The sequence below is a fragment of the Aceticella sp. 75b-Ac genome (genome assembly GCF_056032965.2).
Genome location: NZ_CM190971.1, coordinates 1,892,168 through 1,909,773 on the forward strand (window position 1 = coordinate 1,892,168; position 17,606 = coordinate 1,909,773).

A 17,606-nucleotide genomic window follows, 5' to 3' on the forward strand; every position below is an offset into this window, starting at 1 on the left:
GGAGAGATAGGAAATATGAGTATAAAGGAAAAGATAGAAGAACTTCAAAATAAAAGAAATATGATATTAACAGGCGGTGGAGAAAAAAGAATTGCAGTACAGCATGAAAAAGGCAAGTTGACAGCAAGGGAAAGGATAGATCGGCTTTTAGACCAAGATAGTTTTGTAGAAATTGATACATATGTCGAACACAGGTGTTTTGATTTTGGTATGGAAAATCAGAAAACCCCCGGTGAAGGTGTTGTTACGGGATATGGTACGATTGAAGGAAGACCTGTCTGTGTATACTCACAAGATTTTACAGTACTTGGGGGCTCACTTGGGGAGTATCATGCTAAAAAAATAACAAACATAATGGATATGGCATTAAAAATGGGTGTGCCGATTATAGGGATTAATGACTCCGGTGGAGCTAGAATACAGGAGGGTGTTGATTCCCTGTCAGGTTACGGAAATATATTTTACAGGAATACATTGGCATCTGGAGTAATACCGCAGATATCAGTTATAATGGGTCCATGTGCAGGTGGCGCGGTATACTCACCTGCCCTTACAGATTTTATCTTTATTGTTGACAAAACTGGACAGATGTTTATAACGGGTCCGCAAGTTATAAAAACAGTAACAGGTGAGGATGTATCAATAGAACAACTTGGTGGTTCAATGACGCACAATCAGATAAGCGGTGTTGCCCATTTCAGGGCGGCAGATGACGAAGAATGTCTTAATATGGTAAAAATTTTATTAAGCTATCTGCCTTCAAATAATCTTGAAGACATACCCCAATATGAAACAGGGGATGCTGTAAATAGATTGTCACAAAAGCTTATTGATGTAATACCGGATAATCCCAATAAGCCTTATGATATGAAAGAAATAATTGCGGAGATAGTGGATAAAGGCGAATTTTTTGAATCACAGTCCTTATATGCTCAAAACATTATAACGGCTTTTGCAAGGCTCAATGGCAAGACCATTGGAATTATTGCAAATCAGCCTAAGGTCTTAGCAGGCTGTCTTGACATAAATGCATCGGATAAAGCGGCAAGATTTATAAGGTTTTGTGATGCTTTCAATATACCGTTATTAAACATAGTTGATGTACCGGGATTTTTGCCGGGGACAAATCAGGAATATGGCGGAATAATAAGACATGGCGCAAAAATGCTCTATTCATATTCAGAAGCTACTGTTCCTAAAGTAACACTGATAGTAAGAAAGGCATATGGAGGTGCGTATCTTGCAATGTGCAGCAAAGACCTTGGGGCTGATATAGTATTTGCTTGGCCTACTGCTGAGATTGCTGTCATGGGTCCGGAAGGTGCTGCAAACATTGTATTTAAGAATGAGATAAAAGCATCGGAGAATCCGGCTGAAACAAGACAAAAGAAAATCCAAGAGTATAGAGACAGTTTTGCAAATCCTTACAGAGCAGCAGCAAGAGGTTATGTAGACGATGTAATAATACCATCTGAAACACGCCCAAGGCTTGTATCAGTATTTGATATGTTAGAAGGCAAACGTGAGACGAGGCCTTCAAAAAAACATGGAAATATTCCGGTATAAGGGGTGTAAATTATGAAAGATTTAACAAATATAACGGAAGGTTATGATGAAGAATTAATTGCTGTTATATCGGCGGCGGTTGCGGCAACAATTGGCGGCGATATAGGGAAATTCAAGGTAAAATCAATTGTCAGGATACCTCAAACATCGCCTGTCTGGCGAAGGATAGGTATTCAAGAACAGATGAATTCAAGATTATAGGGGGTAAGTTATAATTTATGAAGAAGTTTAATATAACTGTTAATGGTAAATTATACAAAGTTGAGGTTGAGGAAATAAGAGAAAATGTAACATATGATGTACCGGAACCTAAAAGTAAACCTTCATCATCATCAAAACCGGTGGATCTTCCGATAGGTATGAAGGCAGTACCTGCTCCAATGCCGGGTACAATTCTTGATATAAAAGTCAAGGAGGGGCAATCTGTTAAAAAAGGGGATGTATTATTAATACTTGAAGCGATGAAAATGGAAAATGAAATAGCAGCATCCTTTGATGGAATAATTGCTTCAATCAATGTATCAAAAGGCACATCTGTAAATACAGGGGATGCCTTAGTCACAATAAAATAAAAACAATAATCGTAAGTAAATGTAATATAAAATATTGAAACCATTAATTAAATCTGCTAAAATTATTGTGCCAGTATCTATTGAACTGGACTAAAATTAATGGCATGGATTCGACTGGTATCCTTATTATGGAACTAGATTGGAGGTGAAGAAATTGCCAGCTAAATTATCAGTAAGGCAGATGACAGTAGCAGGTATGCTTTCTGCAATATCTATTGTGCTTTCAGCGACACCACTTGGTTATATACCACTTGGCATTGCAAACGCAACAACAATGCATATACCTACAATAATTGGAGCAATCCTTGAAGGTCCATATGTGGGTGTATTTATTGGTCTGATTTTCGGTATATCAAGTTTTATAAGGCAAAATACACCGCTTTTTGCCGATCCAGTGATTGCGATTATTCCAAGGGTAATGATTGGTATAGTATCCTATTATGCATATAAATACACCAAAAATAGCGGTATTGCGGCAGCAGCAGGTACTCTTACAAATACAATAGGGGTTTTAGGGCTTGCAGTATTACATGGATATTTATCCTTGCCTGTAGCAATAGGGGTGGCAGTTAAAAATGGTATTTTCGAAATAATAGTGGCAGTAATCCTTACAACTATTGTTGTAAGATCCGTAAAAAAGATGAACATATTATAAATAAGCAGGCTTTTTGCCTGCTTATTTAGCAGTGTAGTATTGACCAGAAAGGGATGGAAGTAGGTATGTTACTTGTTTATGATGTTGGAAATACAAATATAGTTCTTGGGATATATGATGGTAAGAGGCTTCTGAATTCATTTAGAATAGCAACAGATAAAACAAAGACCTCTGATGAATATGGCATCCTTATAAATCAGCTCTTTGAGTATAATCATATAAATTTAAAGGATATAGATGCTGCGATTATATCCTCTGTTGTTCCGCCAATAATGCATACACTAGAATCAATGATGATAAAATACTGCAATGTAAATCCGTTGATAGTAGGACCAGGAGTAAAGACAGGTATAAATATAAAATATGATAATCCGAAAGAGGTAGGAGCAGACAGGATAGTAAATGCGGTTGCTGCATATGAATTATACGGTGGTCCTGTTATAATAATCGATTTTGGAACAGCTACAACCTTTTGCATGGTGTCAAAAAATTGTGAATACCTTGGAGGTGCTATTGCACCGGGTTTTATCATTTCAGCAGATGCTTTGTTTCAAAGAACTGCAAAACTTCCAAAGATAGAATTAATCAAGCCTAAGAATGTAATCTGCAAAAATACGGTATCAAGTATGCAGGCAGGTATAATTTATGGACATGTAGGTATGGTAGATTATATTGTTACGAAAATGAAAGAAGAATATTCAAAAAAAGCCTTTGTTGTTGCAACAGGGGGGCTGGCAGGATTGATATCTCAGGAATCCAAGGAAATAAATGTGGTAAATGATATGCTTACATTGGAAGGGCTTAGAATCATATATGAAAGAAATATAGAAAAGGATTAATATGCTGAAAGAATTTAAAAACTTGTTTTTGTTGTTGGATATTCTGATTATGTCCAGCTTTTTTTTATTTTTAAAAAACCTTATAATATTTTTGCAATATAATAGAAATAATAAATGCAGGAGGTTTTGTAAGATGGAGGTAATAGCATGGCAGAACCGAAGGATTTGCAGGAACATTATAAAGAAATGTCTTTGTACGATGAAATCGATAAAAATATTAATATATTAAAGATGCTGCTAAAAGAAAACAGCGATATAAATTTCAGGGAATTAACCATAGGAAGTAAAAAAACAAGAGGGTTTTTACTAAATATAGATGGGATGGTAGATAAAGAGGTCGTAAATAAAGATATCTTAGAGCCGATTATGGCAGAGACAAGAAAAATTGAGGGAAAGATTTTCACTAAAAAGCAGGTATATGAGACAATAAGGGACCACTTTATTATGGCAGCTGATGTAAAGGAGAAAAGCAAAATAGGAGAAATTGTCGATGGCATCTTAGAGGGTAATACCGCACTTATTATCGACGGGGTGGATAAGGGGATAATTATAAGCACAAAAGGTTGGCCCGAAAGAAGCATAAGCGAGCCGACATCAGAATCTACGATAAGAGGTCCGAAGGAGGGTTTTGTTGAAACCCTCCGGGTAAATACCTCTATGCTAAGAAGAAGGATTAAAAATCCTAATTTTATAATTGAAAGCATGAAAATTGGCAAGTATACGAAAACGGATGTAGTGATTTCATACATAAAGGATGTCGCTGAAGATAAGGTTATTAAAGAGGTCAGAAAGAGGCTGAATAAAATCGATATTGATGCTGTAATGGACAGCGGATATCTTGAGGAATTTATTGAAGACAATCCTTTTTCCCCATTTCCACAGATTGAACATACATTAAGACCGGATAAGGTTGCGGCAGAAATACTGGAAGGAAGAGTTGCTGTAATGTCAGATGGCTCACCATATGCATTGCTGGTACCGACAGTTTTCATTCAATTTTTACAGGCATCTGAAGATTATTACGAAAGATATCCGATATCCTCTTTTTTAAGGGTTTTAAGGATGATATCCATGTTTATCGCACTGCTCTTGCCGTCAATTTATATTGCTGTTACAACATATCATCAGGAAATGTTGCCAGCTCCCCTTATAATCTCCTGTGCTTCACAAAGGGAGAATGTACCGTTTCCTGGGCTTTTAGAGGTAATGTTTCTGGAATTTTTCTTTGAAATGCTTAGGGAAGCAAGTGTAAGACTTCCAATGCAGATGGGTCAGGCTGTAAGCATAGTTGGTGCACTTGTTATTGGGCAGGCAGCTGTGCAGGCAGGGCTTGTTTCTGCTTCTATGGTTATTGTCGTTGCAATGGCAGGTATTGCCTCTTTTTCCATACCTGCATTTAATTTAGCAATTACCTTCAGGATATTAAGATTTATAATGCTTTTTGCTGCAGGTACCCTTGGCTTTTTTGGAATTATTATGGTACTTATGGTTATACTTGTGCACATGGTATCCCTTGAATCCTTTGGAGTACCGTATATGTCACCGATAGCGCCAGGCAGGTCAGAGGAATTAAAGGACGTATTTGTAAGGGCACCATGGTGGTGGAAGGCGTTACGCCCATTTTCCATTGCAGATAAGAATGTAGTGAAACAGAGAAGGAAAAGATGATAATCCATCGTTTTAATAAGGAGGAATTCTTATGAAAAGGTTATTAATATTATTAATAATAATATTAATGTTAGTAACCGGATGTTGGGATAAAAGAGAGATAAATGAACTGGGATTTGTTCAGGGGATTGGTATAGATAAGACAAAAAATGGGATGGTGAACCTTACGATACAGGTTGTAAAGCCCAGCGTCCTTGCAGGAGCAGGAGGAATCGGAGGAGGTGGTGGAGGTGCTGCCGGTAAGCCATATGAGGTTTATGATTCTAAAGGTGTTGATTTTGCAAATGCATATGCAAATTTCAATACCGAACTGTCGAGAAAATTATTTTTACAGCAGAATGAGATTATTTTTTTAAGCGAAAAATATGCAAAGAGCGGCATATATGGTGCGCTGGATTTTATTACAAGAAATCCTGAGCTTAGAAGGACATCATATTTAGTTGTTGTTTCCGGTGGCAGCCTTGATGACCTTATGAAGATATCAAAGGGGATTGAGAGATATCCATATAAGGAAGTTCTTGGTATGATACAAAACCAGATAAACACCTCATGTACGTATGTATCTGACATAAATGATTTTATTGAAACCCTTGAAGCAGAAAAAAAGCAGCCTATGGTTTGCAGACTTGAAATAATTAAAGAGAATGGGAAACCCAGTCGGATGAGATGTGTAGGTGCTGCGGTATTTAAAAAGGATAAAATGATAGGAATCCTCAATGAAGATGAAATAAAAGGTATTATGCTGGTGTTAAATAAGATAAAGCGTTCAACCTTCGTTCTTGATAAAGGACCTGAAGAAGAAAAAACCCATATATCATTTTTGGTTACAAAGACTGATGCAAAAATTACTCCAATTATAAATGGAGAAAATGTGTCATTTAATGTAGAGATATATGTTGAATCAAATTTAGAAGAGCAGGAGGTAAAATACAATCTCTCAGATCCTAAAATGATTCTTAAACTTCAGAAGCTTCAAGAGGAAAAGCTTAAAGAAAAAGTTCAAAGAGGGCTTAATACAGTTCAGAAGAAATATAAGGTTGATGTTGTAGGATTTGGTGATAGGATACACAAAAAGGATCCCGCAGATTGGGAAAAATTAAAGGATAGATGGGAGGATATTTATCCTGAGGTTAAGATAAATATCAGCGTAAAGGCAAAAATTAAGCGGGTTGGATTAACATCAGAACCAATAAAAATGAAGTAATGTAAAATAGGGTTTCTTTTGATAATGAAGATATTATCATATATGAAAATTTTACTAAATGATGTAATTGCTATTGAAATATACTGTAGATGGTAGTAAAATTATATATGTCATGAACACATTTTGTGCACAATGGGGGAGCAAGATGAAATTCGTAAAAATTGGTGATAAAACTATTAATATGGAGAAATTGCATAATACGATAGATAAAATGATAGAAATGAGAAAAAACGGCTTTTCCCAGCAAAATACCGCAGAAAAGTTTAAAGTTGACAGAAGTTTTATATCAAGGCTTGAAAATATAGGCGAGGTAAGAAAAGGAGGGAATATAGCTGTTGTTGGTTTTCCGATAAAAAACAAGGATGAAATCGAAAAATCAATAAAAGAATGGGGGGTTGATTTTATTCTTTTGCTGTCTCAAAAAGAGAGGCTGGGTATTGCGGAAAAAATGTCCGGTGTAGAATTATTCAATACGGTTGTGGACCTTATAGCAAAAATACAGTCATATGATACTGTGATATTTATTGGTTCTGACAAGAGGACACAGTTGATTGAAGCTATATTCGACAGGGATATTATTTGCATAAATATAGGTCATTCACCCCTAACAGAAGATGTCTATGTAAAGCCGGAGATAATAACAGAGGTTCTAAATAAATTAAGGAGGTAAAATCGTTGAAAAGGATTGTTAGTGTTAGTATCGGTTCATCTACCAGAAATAATAAAGTTGAGGTTGAGATACTTGGAGAAAAATTTACTATAGAACGTATTGGGACAGATGGAGATGTAAATGCGGCAAAAAAGCTTATAAAAGAATTAGACGGAAAAGTTGATGCATTTGGCATGGGCGGCATAGACCTTTATTTATATGCAGGTAATAAGAGGTATGTCATAAAAGATGCTATTCCCCTTAAAAATGCTGCAAAAGTAACACCTATTGTTGACGGCTCGGGGCTTAAAAATACCCTTGAGAGAAGGGTTGTAAAATACATACAGGACAAAGGAATTATAGATTTGAGAAATAAAAAAGTTTTAATAGTTAGTGCGATGGACAGATTTGGGATGACGCAGGCATTTAATGAATATGGTGCGGACCTTACGATGGGGGATTTGATATTTGCACTGGGTATACCATTTCCAATCCATTCCCTTAAATTTTTATATGGTCTTGCAGCCATTGCGGCGCCAATTATAGTTAGATTACCTTTTAAGATGCTTTATCCAACGGGTGATAAACAATTGACAATAAACAGCAGCAAGTATGCAAAATATTATAATAATGCAGATATAATTGCAGGTGATTATCTTTTTATAAAAAAATACATGCCTGAAAACATGAAAGGCAAGATAATTCTGACAAATACCATAACAAAAGAAGATGTTAAAATGATGAAGGAACGGGGTGTTAAACTTTTAATCACTACGACTCCTAATTTAAATGGCAGGTCTTTTGGAACAAATGTTATGGAGGCTGTTCTTATTTCACTTGCAGGGAAAAAGCAAGATGAGATGAAACCAGAGGATTATAATTTACTTCTTGATAAAATTGGTTTTGAGCCGAGGGTTGAATACTTAAATGAAGTTACAATATCTTAAGGCGGGAGGTTTTAATGTGCATAAATTTGCTTTTATCATACATCCGATAGAGTATGAAGATGTTAGTCGTAAATATAAAATAATGAACAAATTGCCCAGAAAATTTGTTGAAGGATTTGTGAAAATGCTTCCGCCTCAAAAGGTGTCTGAAATAACCGGTGTTAAAAGCAGGTATTCAGAGACAAAGGGGTGGTTTGTGGCAGTACCTTTAATATCGAGTCAGATGATGAGTTTGCCGGAAGATTACGTCATAAAGAAAATTATAAAAGCAGGTAAAATGGCAGAAAAGCTTGGGGCGGATATAGTGGGGCTTGGCGCCTTAACATCCGTTGTGGGGGATGCCGGAATAACCATTGCCAAAAACTTAAATATAGCGGTAACATCAGGAAATAGCTATACAATTGCTACTGCTATTGAAGGTACTAAGAAAGCAGCCGAATTAATGGGTAAGGATATCAGGGACTCAGAAATTGTTGTAATTGGTGCGACAGGTTCCATAGGTAAGGTATGTGCCGAGATACTTTCGAGGGAAGCAAAATATATAACCCTTGTTGCACGAAATAAAGAAAGACTTGATGAGTTCAGGGAATATCTTTTATTAAAAACCGGTATTGCTGTACATACAACTTCAAATGTTGCTGATGCTTTAAAAAATGCTGATATTGTAGTTACTGTAACAAGTGCGGTTGATACTGTAATAAAACCGGAATATCTAAAACCCGGCGCTGTTGTATGTGATGTTGCAAGACCAAGGGACATATCAAAAGAAATCGTAAATTTAAGGGATGATGTATTCGTAATCGAAGGCGGAGTTGTTGAAGTGCCCGGTGATGTAGATTTTCATTTTAATTTTGGTTTCCCGCCAAAAACCAGCTATGCATGTATGGCAGAAACAATGATACTTGCTATGGAAGGAAGAATTGAAAATTATTCACTTGGAAGAGATTTGACTGTTGAACAAGTTGATGAAATATCAAAGCTTGCAAAAAAACATGGTTTTAAGCTTGGAGGTTTTAGAAGTTTTGAAAGAGCGGTTACGATGGAACAGATAAACAGCATCAAAAAAAATGCAGAAAAAAGATTGAAACAACATAAAAACAGCACAATTTAATCTTGACTTTATTTGTAAACTGTTTTATAATATCTTTCATAAAATATAATACACAAGCACTGCTACTGCAGTGCTTGTGTATTATATTAGCATATAAGCGCTTAAAACGACATAGAAAAAATAATAAATTTATTAATAAAGGAGATTGTACTATGGTTAAACCTGTAATATTAACATATGAGGGATTGAAAAAATTAGAGGAAGAACTGGAGTATTTAAAAGTTGTAAAAAGACCGGAAATTACAGAAAAAATAAAACAGGCCCGCGCCTTTGGAGATTTAAGTGAAAACTCAGAATATGATGAAGCAAAAAATGAGCAGGCATTTGTAGAAGGAAGAATAGCAACAATTGAAGCAATGCTTAGAAATGCGAAAGTTATTGATGAAGAAGATATTATGATTGATGCTGTTAATATTGGATGTAGGGTGAAGGTTTATGATGAGGATTCAAAAGAAGAGGTTGAATATGCAATAGTAGGATCAACTGAAGCAGACCCTATGAACTACAAGATATCTGATGAATCTCCAATAGGGAAAGCACTGTTGGGTAAAAAAGTTGGTGATGTTGTGACAGTTGAAGTACCTGCCGGTATTATTAAGTTAAAGATACTTGAAATACGAAAATAAAATTTGGAGGAATAATATGTCAAATACGAAGGACACAGAAAACATTAATGAACTTTTGCAGATTAGAAGAAATAAACTAAATGAGTTGAGAGAGCTCGGGGTAGAACCATATGGAATAGATAGATTTGAGAGAACAAATAATACATTTGATATTAAAAAAATGTATGAACAATTTGAAGGAAAGGTTGTTACGGTAGCAGGGCGGGTTATGTCTAAAAGAGGGCATGGCAAAGCCTCGTTTGCAGATTTGCAGGATAGGGAGGGCAGGATTCAGCTTTATTTTAAACTTGATATTGTAGGGAATAAAAATTATGAAATATTTAAGCTGCTTGATATAGGTGATATTATAGGGGTTACCGGTGAGGTATTCAAGTCCAAGACAGGTGAAATAACGTTAAGGGTGCAGGATTTCAAGCTTTTATCGAAATCCCTTCAGATACTCCCAGAGAAGTGGCATGGTCTTAAAGACCCTGATTTAAGATATAGGCAGAGATATACAGATTTAATAATTAATCCTGATGTTAAAGAAATCTTTTTAAAGAGAACTGCAATAATAAAAGTTATTAGAGAATTTCTTGACAATAAAGGGTTTATAGAGGTTGAAACACCAATGCTTCATACGGTGGCAGGAGGTGCTGCTGCAAGACCTTTCATTACACATCATAATGCACTTGATATAGATATGTATTTAAGGATAGCGCTTGAATTGCACTTGAAAAGGCTTATAGTTGGCGGATTAGAGAAAGTGTATGAGATGGGAAGGGTATTTAGAAATGAAGGGATGGATATAAGGCATAATCCTGAATTTACCCTTTTGGAAGTATACGAGGCATATACTGATTATTATGGTATGATGGAATTAACGGAAAATTTATTCGCATATGTGGTGGAGAAGGTCAACGGCAATACAAAAATAATCTATCAGGGAACGGAAATAGACCTTACACCACCATGGAGAAGGCTTTCAATGATTGATGCCATAAAAGAATATCTTAATATTGATTTTGATAAAGTCAATACAGATGAAGAAGCTATAGAAATAGCTAAAAAGCAGCACCTTGAGGTAAGGGAAGGGATGAAAAAAGGTGATATCATTGCACTGGTATTTGATGAGCTTGTTGAAAGCCATCTCCTTCAGCCGACATTTGTAATAGACTATCCTGTTGAAATATCGCCCCTTGCTAAGAGAAAGCATGATAATCCTGCACTGACATCAAGATTTGAAGCATTTATTTACGGCAGGGAAGTAGCCAATGCCTTTTCAGAGCTTAATGACCCTATAGACCAGAAAGAAAGGTTTATAGAACAGCTTAAGCAGAGAGAAGCCGGAGATGAAGAGGCGCATATGATGGATGAAGATTTTATAAATGCGTTAGAAGTAGGGTTACCGCCGACAGGAGGGCTTGGCATAGGAATAGATAGATTAATAATGTTTATGACAGATGCCTATTCCATAAGGGATGTCATACTTTTCCCGACTATGAAACCGAGGATTGAACAAAGTGAAGCCGAGGATTAATGATAAAGCTGTTGTCAATACAGTGGGAAGCCCCGCATATAATCTTAAAATTTGTGCAAGAGACTTCACATAATGTAATTGGTGTAATATAATTAGTTTATTAAAATTTTTAGGAGGTACAGCTATGATTGATAAAGAAAAAATAAGAAAAGCTGTTAGAGAGATACTTGAAGCCATTGGAGAAAATCCTGACAGGGAGGGGCTTTTGGAGACACCTGATAGAGTTGCCAGGATGTATGAAGAAATTTTTGCAGGGCTTCACTGTGATATTAGTAAAAGCATAAAAATATTTAAAGAAAATGAACACCAAGAGATGGTTCTTGTAAAGAATATACCCATGTACTCAATGTGTGAACATCACCTTCTTCCTTTTATAGGGGTTGTACATGTCGCATACCTTCCAAGGAAAGGCAGCATTTTAGGTATTTCAAAATTTGCCAGGATAGTGGATATGCTTGCTAAAAAACCGCAACTGCAAGAGAGGCTTACAAGTGAAATAGCGGATACAATTGTTGAAGCAGTAAATCCTCTTGGCGCAGCGGTTGTTATTGAAGCAGAACATTTATGTATGACGATGAGAGGCATTAAAAAGCCCGGTGCGAAAACTGTTACATCTGCATTAAGAGGCGTTTTTAAGGTTGACGAAAGAACGAGAGCAGAAGTTATGATGCTTATAAATACGAGATAATTTGAGGTGGTTTTTTTATGGATTCTGAGGTTTTAGAATTAAGGGGCAAAAGATTATTAATCGGCAAAAAAACATATATAATGGGGATATTAAACATGACTCCTGATTCTTTTTCAGATGGAGGGCAGCATAATACCTATGAAAAAGGAATTGAAGAGGCATTTAAAATGATAAAGGAAGGCGCAGATATTATTGATGTAGGCGGTGAATCATCAAGACCTGGTTATATACCTGTGGATAAGGAAGAAGAACTTAAAAGGATACTGCCGTCAGTAAAGGACCTCTGTAGTAATACAGAAACAATTGTTTCTGTTGATACCATGAAAGCTTATGTTGCTCAAAAAGCATTAGAAGCAGGCGCGCATATAATAAATGATATATGGGGGCTTCAGAGAGAGCCTGATATGGCAAGAATTATAGCAGATTATGATGCCGGCGTCGTTATAATGCATAATAAAGATATTGCAGAATACAAAGATGTTGTCAAAGAGGTAATAGAATTTCTGAAAAAGAGCATAGAAATCGGTGAAAAGGCAGGTATAAAAAGAAACAGCATGATAATAGATCCGGGAATTGGTTTCGGGAAAACACTTGACCACAATCTTGAGGTTATGAACAGGCTTAATGAACTAAAATGTCTGGGGCTGCCTATACTTATTGGTACATCCAGAAAATCCATGATTGGTAAGGTATTAAATCTTGATGTAAATGAAAGAATCGAAGGGACTGCGGCAACCGTTGCGGTAGGCATAGCCAAAGGTGCAGACATTGTAAGGGTACACGATGTAAAAGAAATGGTACGTGTAGCAAAAATGACGGATGCCATGGTAAGAAGATGAGTAGGGTTTATTTATCACTTGGTTCTAATCTTGGGGATAGGGAGGATTATCTATTTAAAGCAGTTGATATGATTTATAGAACACCGGGCATTCTTATAAATAAAGTATCTCCGATATATGAAACAGATCCAGTAGGTTATACCGAGCAGGATAAATTTTTAAATATAGTTGTTGAAATTGATACGGATATTCTTCCACATAAATTATTGAAAATATTAAATGATATAGAGGATAAATGTAATAGAAAGAGAATAATAAAATGGGGTCCAAGGACAATAGATATTGATATATTGTTATATGATAATATTGAAGTAAACGATAAAAATCTCCAGATTCCTCATCAAAGGATGTGGGAAAGGGCTTTTGTATTGATACCATTATGTGATGTAAATTCCCATATAAAGAAGGGGAATTTATTGATTTCGGATATAATAAAGGGTTTAGCTGATAAAGATGGTGTCAAGCTGTATAAAAAGGATTGGTATAAGGAGGTGACAATAATGAAGGTAACAAAAGTATTTACATTTGACAGTGCGCATAATCTTATTAATTACAATGGTAAATGTGAGAATCTTCATGGACATACGTATAAATTAGAAATTACTGTTGAAGGGAAACCTGACAAAGATGGTATTGTTATTGATTTTGTTAAGCTTAAGGAAATAGTCGATAAATTGATAATTCAAAAACTTGACCATCAATATCTTAATGATGTTCTTAAATTCAATACAACAAGTGAAAATATAGTTGTATGGATATGGAATATACTTGAAAATCCGCTGCATACGGAGTCTTATCAACTGAGCATGATAAGGCTCTGGGAGACAGCTACAAGTTATGTTGAATACACAGGTACCAAATAAGGTTTCTTGGTCAGGTGTTATGTCTATGCTTATAACTGTGATGTTGGGGATAATTATATAATACTTAAAGATGAAGTTAAAATCATATTATAGCCAGGAAAATTATATTCGATTATCCTGGCTATAATATTTTAAAATGCCGTTAAATATAGCTTGTGCAACTTTATTTCTATAATCAACATCCCTTAAATGTGCATCATCAAGCCTGTTATTCTCTATTCCCGGTATCACTGTTACAGGTATTATATTGTTGTTTTGTGAGGGCATCTCCTTTGGATACATACCAAGATTATCCAAAGGAGATTTTATTTCAAGGTCTTTTAAAATTATTTCACCAAGTCTTTTTGATTCCAAGTTTTTATTTGAATAATATATTTTAAATCCGCTTTCATTTTTTTCGGAAACATCTGTAGATATATTTATTAATATGTTACTATTAAGGTCGCTATTGATTTTATTTATATCATCAATATTTTCCCATGTAAGAACAGCTTCTGCTTTTGATAAATTTAATAAAAATTTCAATTTATTTGCTATGGCTTTCATAGGAATATGAGGCATAAGCGATGTAGGACTTTTTGTGATGCTTTTATAAATAGGATTTAAAATTATAGTTTTTCCTTTTAGTATATTAGATAAAGGAGACCTATCTATAATTACGTTTAATTTTGAAGGGATACCTTTTATGTACTCAATTTTATATATTGAGTTGTAATTTAATTTTATTGAAAATATTATTTCAGAACCCTCCTGCTTTAATTCAACATTTGAAATCAAGCCGTCTTCATCTTTGTATACACCCTCAGGCATGTTTAAAAATACATCTTTGAATATAATTTTAATAGTTTTCTCGATGCAATATGTTTCAAATATTGGAATATCCATAGTAAAATCGATACTGATATTGCTTTTTCCTTCTTTTATAAGAGGATTTTCACAATTTGAATCAAGCCTTACATTTGTTAGTGTATTTAACACTTTGAATCACTCCTATTTAAAAATTTAATATATTATTGGCAAAATTGTGATATAATTATAATGAATATACATATAATAACATATACAAGAATAAAAAAAAATATACTTATAAAAACGGGGTATGTGAATATGAGATCTGGGGAAATACCTATTAGAACACATATTATTACGGACAAGGATGATATATGCGATGTTGTGATAAAATATACAAAGGATATTGCCGAACCAGGGGATTTAATAGCAATAGCCGAAAGTGTTGTTGCAATTACGCAGGGAAGGGCTTATTTGCCGGAGGATATAAAAGTCGGTTTGCTTGCGAGAATTTTATGTAAATATACCGCAAGAAACGGAAGTCTTACATCGCCGCAGGCTATGCAGTGTGCTATAAATGAAGTCGGATGGTTTAGGATATTAATTGCCTCTATTGCAAGTGCTTTTGGCAAATTGATACATAAAAGCGGATTCTTTTTTAAAATTGCTGGAAGGAAAGTTGCTTTGATAGATGATGTTGCAGGTACGATGCCGCCGTACCACAAATATATTGTATTAGGACCTGCTAATCCGGATAAGGTATGTCAGACGATAAAAGAAGCTACCGGTATAGATACGGTTATTATGGATGCAAATGACCTCAATTGTGCTGATTGCATAGGTGCATCAGAGAGTGTTTCAAAATCATATGTTGAAAAATTGTTTTTAGATAATCCCTCAGGGAATTCTGAACAGCAGACACCTATAGTAGTAATTAAGGATTATCTTTCACAGAATGAAATAACCGAGGTATCAAGTGTTGAATGCAATATGCAGGAATGTAAAGAAAATACAAGTAAATGTCATAAAGATATTGTTTCCAGCAGTGAATAAAATATGAGGAACATATTAAATTTATGAAATAATGAGCATAAATGAGCATATGCAATTATTAAGTGTATTATTGGCGATTTTTAAGTAATATTGGCTAAAATAAGGTGTTGAAATAAATGTGGCGGCATGGTATATTAATACCTGTCGCCGAAAGCGGCAGAAAAATGACAGAAAAAAAGAGTTGACAAGAAGGAAGAGATATGATAATATAAACAATGTCGCCAAAGAGGCGAGGGAATGAACCTTGAAAATTGAACAGTAAGAAAGCCAGTAAAGAAAAAGAATGAGAAAAAGGATTTAAACATGAGAGTTTGATCCTGGCTCAGGACGAACGCTGGCGGCGTGCCTAACACATGCAAGTCGAGCGATTCAGAAGTCGGATATCAATCCGACCTCTGGATAGCGGCGGACGGGTGAGTAACACGTGGGTAATCTGCCCTACGGACCGGGATAACACACCGAAAGGGGTGCTAATACCGGATAAAGTCATCATATGGCATCATAAGATGAAGAAAGGAGAAATCCGCCAAAGGAGGAGCCCGCGTCCCATTAGTTAGTTGGCGGGGTAAAAGCCCACCAAGGCGACGATGGGTAGCCGGCCTGAGAGGGTGAACGGCCACACTGGAACTGAGACACGGTCCAGACTCCTACGGGAGGCAGCAGTGGGGAATATTGCGCAATGGGGGGAACCCTGACGCAGCAACGCCGCGTGAGCGAAGAAGGCCTTCGGGTTGTAAAGCTCAATAGTATGGGAAGATAATGACGGTACCATACGAAAGCCCCGGCTAACTACGTGCCAGCAGCCGCGGTAATACGTAGGGGGCGAGCGTTGTCCGGAATTACTGGGCGTAAAGGGCGCGTAGGCGGTCTAACAAGTCAGATGTGAAAAACCTGGGCTTAACCGAGGGAGTGCATCTGAAACTAAGAGACTTGAGTCAAGGAGAGGAGAGCGGAATTCCTGGTGTAGCGGTGAAATGCGTAGATATCAGGAGGAATACCAGTGGCGAAGGCGGCTCTCTGGACTTGGACTGACGCTGAGGCGCGAAAGCGTGGGGAGCAAACAGGATTAGATACCCTGGTAGTCCACGCCGTAAACGATGGATACTAGGTGTGGGTGTGACAACATCCGTGCCGGAGTTAACGCAATAAGTATCCCGCCTGGGGAGTACGACCGCAAGGTTAAAACTCAAAGGAATTGACGGGGGCCCGCACAAGCAGCGGAGCATGTGGTTTAATTCGAAGCAACGCGAAGAACCTTACCAGGGCTTGACATCCACAGAATGAGATAGAAATAACTCAGTGCCCTTAGGGGAGCTGTGAGACAGGTGGTGCATGGTTGTCGTCAGCTCGTGTCGTGAGATGTTGGGTTAAGTCCCGCAACGAGCGCAACCCTTGTTGATAGTTGCCAGCGTAGAGACGGGCACTCTATCGAGACTGCCGTGGAGAACACGGAGGAAGGTGGGGATGACGTCAAATCATCATGCCCTATATGCCCTGGGCTACACACGTGCTACAATGGCCTGAACAGAGGGAAGCGAAGGAGCGATCCGGAGCGAATCCCAAAAAACAGGTCCCAGTTCAGATTGCAGGCTGCAACCCGCCTGCATGAAGTCGGAGTTGCTAGTAATCGCGGATCAGCATGCCGCGGTGAATACGTTCCCGGGCCTTGTACACACCGCCCGTCACACCACGAAAGTTTACAACACCCGAAGTCAGCCAGCTAACAGTACTTGTACTGAGGCAGCTGCCGAAGGTGGGGTAAGTGATTGGGGTGAAGTCGTAACAAGGTAGCCGTATCGGAAGGTGCGGCTGGATCACCTCCTTTCTAAGGAGAAATACTATAAAACAAAGGCAAACTTACTGTTCAATTTTGAGGGTAAAATTCCTCAAATGTGAACCTTGAAAACTGCACAATGCGAAAAAAATGGGTAACAACAAAACAAACGAGTATAGAAGAATGGGGACACACCACTGCGTGGAATGTTCCCAGCCAATGAGAACCAAAAACTAACAGTATT

The 17,606-nt window shown here is 36.8% G+C and carries 17 protein-coding genes, 1 rRNA gene and 1 pseudogene; 18 read left to right on the forward strand and 1 reads right to left on the reverse strand.

Translation table 11 applies throughout. The features are described 5' to 3' along the window. Positions 1-15 precede the first annotated feature (15 nt). The 16 genes and pseudogenes from AC0LWJ_RS09745 (at position 16) to queD (ending at position 13,746) form a co-directional block, all read left to right on the forward strand. Positions 16-1,566, forward strand: coding sequence for an acyl-CoA carboxylase subunit beta (locus AC0LWJ_RS09745; protein ID WP_474239552.1), 1,551 nt, complete (start codon positions 16-18; stop codon positions 1,564-1,566). A 12-nt stretch (positions 1,567-1,578) separates the two neighbouring features. Then, positions 1,579-1,767: a hypothetical protein gene (locus AC0LWJ_RS09750; protein WP_474239554.1), complete on the forward strand. Its 189-nt coding sequence runs from the start codon at positions 1,579-1,581 to the stop codon at positions 1,765-1,767. A 17-nt stretch (positions 1,768-1,784) separates the two neighbouring features. Beyond that, on the forward strand, positions 1,785-2,138 hold the full coding sequence (locus AC0LWJ_RS09755; protein WP_474239556.1) for a biotin/lipoyl-containing protein: 354 nt from the start codon (positions 1,785-1,787) through the stop codon (positions 2,136-2,138). A 181-nt stretch (positions 2,139-2,319) separates the two neighbouring features. Next, positions 2,320-2,793 (forward strand): ECF transporter S component, encoded by a 474-nt coding sequence (locus tag AC0LWJ_RS09760; protein WP_474239578.1) that lies wholly within the window; start codon positions 2,320-2,322, stop codon positions 2,791-2,793. 65 nt (positions 2,794-2,858) lie between these two features. Next, a complete protein-coding gene (locus tag AC0LWJ_RS09765; protein WP_474239558.1) occupies positions 2,859-3,632 on the forward strand; it encodes a type III pantothenate kinase in 774 nt (257 codons plus the stop codon). Positions 3,633-3,779: 147 nt separating this feature from the next. Next, the gene (locus AC0LWJ_RS09770) at positions 3,780-5,300 is read left to right on the forward strand and encodes a spore germination protein (RefSeq protein ID WP_474239560.1); all 1,521 of its coding nucleotides are present in this window, start codon (positions 3,780-3,782) and stop codon (positions 5,298-5,300) included. Between the two features lie 31 nt (positions 5,301-5,331). Beyond that, on the forward strand, positions 5,332-6,504 hold the full coding sequence (locus tag AC0LWJ_RS09775) for a Ger(x)C family spore germination protein (RefSeq protein WP_474239562.1): 1,173 nt from the start codon (positions 5,332-5,334) through the stop codon (positions 6,502-6,504). A 145-nt stretch (positions 6,505-6,649) separates the two neighbouring features. Continuing rightward, positions 6,650-7,174, forward strand: a complete 525-nt coding sequence (locus tag AC0LWJ_RS09780) for a transcriptional regulator (RefSeq protein ID WP_284679903.1) — start codon at positions 6,650-6,652, stop codon at positions 7,172-7,174. A gap of 5 nt (positions 7,175-7,179) precedes the next feature. Further along, positions 7,180-8,100 carry a DUF8754 domain-containing protein gene (locus AC0LWJ_RS09785; RefSeq protein ID WP_474239564.1) on the forward strand — a complete coding sequence of 307 codons (921 nt, stop codon included), beginning with the start codon at positions 7,180-7,182 and terminating at the stop codon, positions 8,098-8,100. Positions 8,101-8,116: 16 nt separating this feature from the next. Next, entirely contained in the window at positions 8,117-9,211 is a 1,095-nt protein-coding gene (locus AC0LWJ_RS09790; protein ID WP_474239565.1) for an NAD(P)H-binding protein, read from the forward strand. Between the two features lie 152 nt (positions 9,212-9,363). Further along, positions 9,364-9,837 carry a transcription elongation factor GreA gene (greA, locus tag AC0LWJ_RS09795; protein WP_474239567.1) on the forward strand — a complete coding sequence of 158 codons (474 nt, stop codon included), beginning with the start codon at positions 9,364-9,366 and terminating at the stop codon, positions 9,835-9,837. 16 nt (positions 9,838-9,853) lie between these two features. Continuing rightward, positions 9,854-11,356 (forward strand): lysine--tRNA ligase, encoded by a 1,503-nt coding sequence (lysS, locus tag AC0LWJ_RS09800; protein ID WP_474239569.1) that lies wholly within the window; start codon positions 9,854-9,856, stop codon positions 11,354-11,356. Between the two features lie 124 nt (positions 11,357-11,480). Next, positions 11,481-12,044, forward strand: a complete 564-nt coding sequence (gene folE / locus AC0LWJ_RS09805; protein WP_474239571.1) for a GTP cyclohydrolase I FolE — start codon at positions 11,481-11,483, stop codon at positions 12,042-12,044. Positions 12,045-12,061: 17 nt separating this feature from the next. After that, complete coding sequence (folP, locus tag AC0LWJ_RS09810) at positions 12,062-12,883, forward strand: dihydropteroate synthase (RefSeq protein WP_474239572.1); 822 nt, start codon at positions 12,062-12,064, stop codon at positions 12,881-12,883. After that, positions 12,880-13,215, forward strand: a pseudogene (gene folK, locus AC0LWJ_RS09815) (2-amino-4-hydroxy-6-hydroxymethyldihydropteridine diphosphokinase); the annotation flags it as partial. The gene folP and the pseudogene folK, both read left to right, overlap by 4 nt. Positions 13,216-13,383: 168 nt before the next feature. Next, positions 13,384-13,746, forward strand: coding sequence for a 6-carboxytetrahydropterin synthase QueD (gene queD / locus AC0LWJ_RS09820; protein ID WP_474239580.1), 363 nt, complete (start codon positions 13,384-13,386; stop codon positions 13,744-13,746). A 102-nt stretch (positions 13,747-13,848) separates the two neighbouring features. On the opposite strand, the gene AC0LWJ_RS09825 is transcribed toward queD, so the two are convergent. Further along, complete coding sequence (locus tag AC0LWJ_RS09825) at positions 13,849-14,724, reverse strand: N-acetylmuramoyl-L-alanine amidase family protein (protein ID WP_474239574.1); 876 nt, start codon at positions 14,722-14,724, stop codon at positions 13,849-13,851. 129 nt (positions 14,725-14,853) lie between these two features. Between AC0LWJ_RS09825 and AC0LWJ_RS09830 the strand changes: the two genes are divergently transcribed. Both AC0LWJ_RS09830 and AC0LWJ_RS09835 read left to right on the forward strand, forming a co-directional pair. Next, entirely contained in the window at positions 14,854-15,588 is a 735-nt protein-coding gene (locus tag AC0LWJ_RS09830; RefSeq protein ID WP_474239576.1) for a coenzyme F420-0:L-glutamate ligase, read from the forward strand. A gap of 299 nt (positions 15,589-15,887) precedes the next feature. Next, positions 15,888-17,413 (forward strand): 16S ribosomal RNA (locus AC0LWJ_RS09835). Positions 17,414-17,606: the final 193 nt, after the last annotated feature.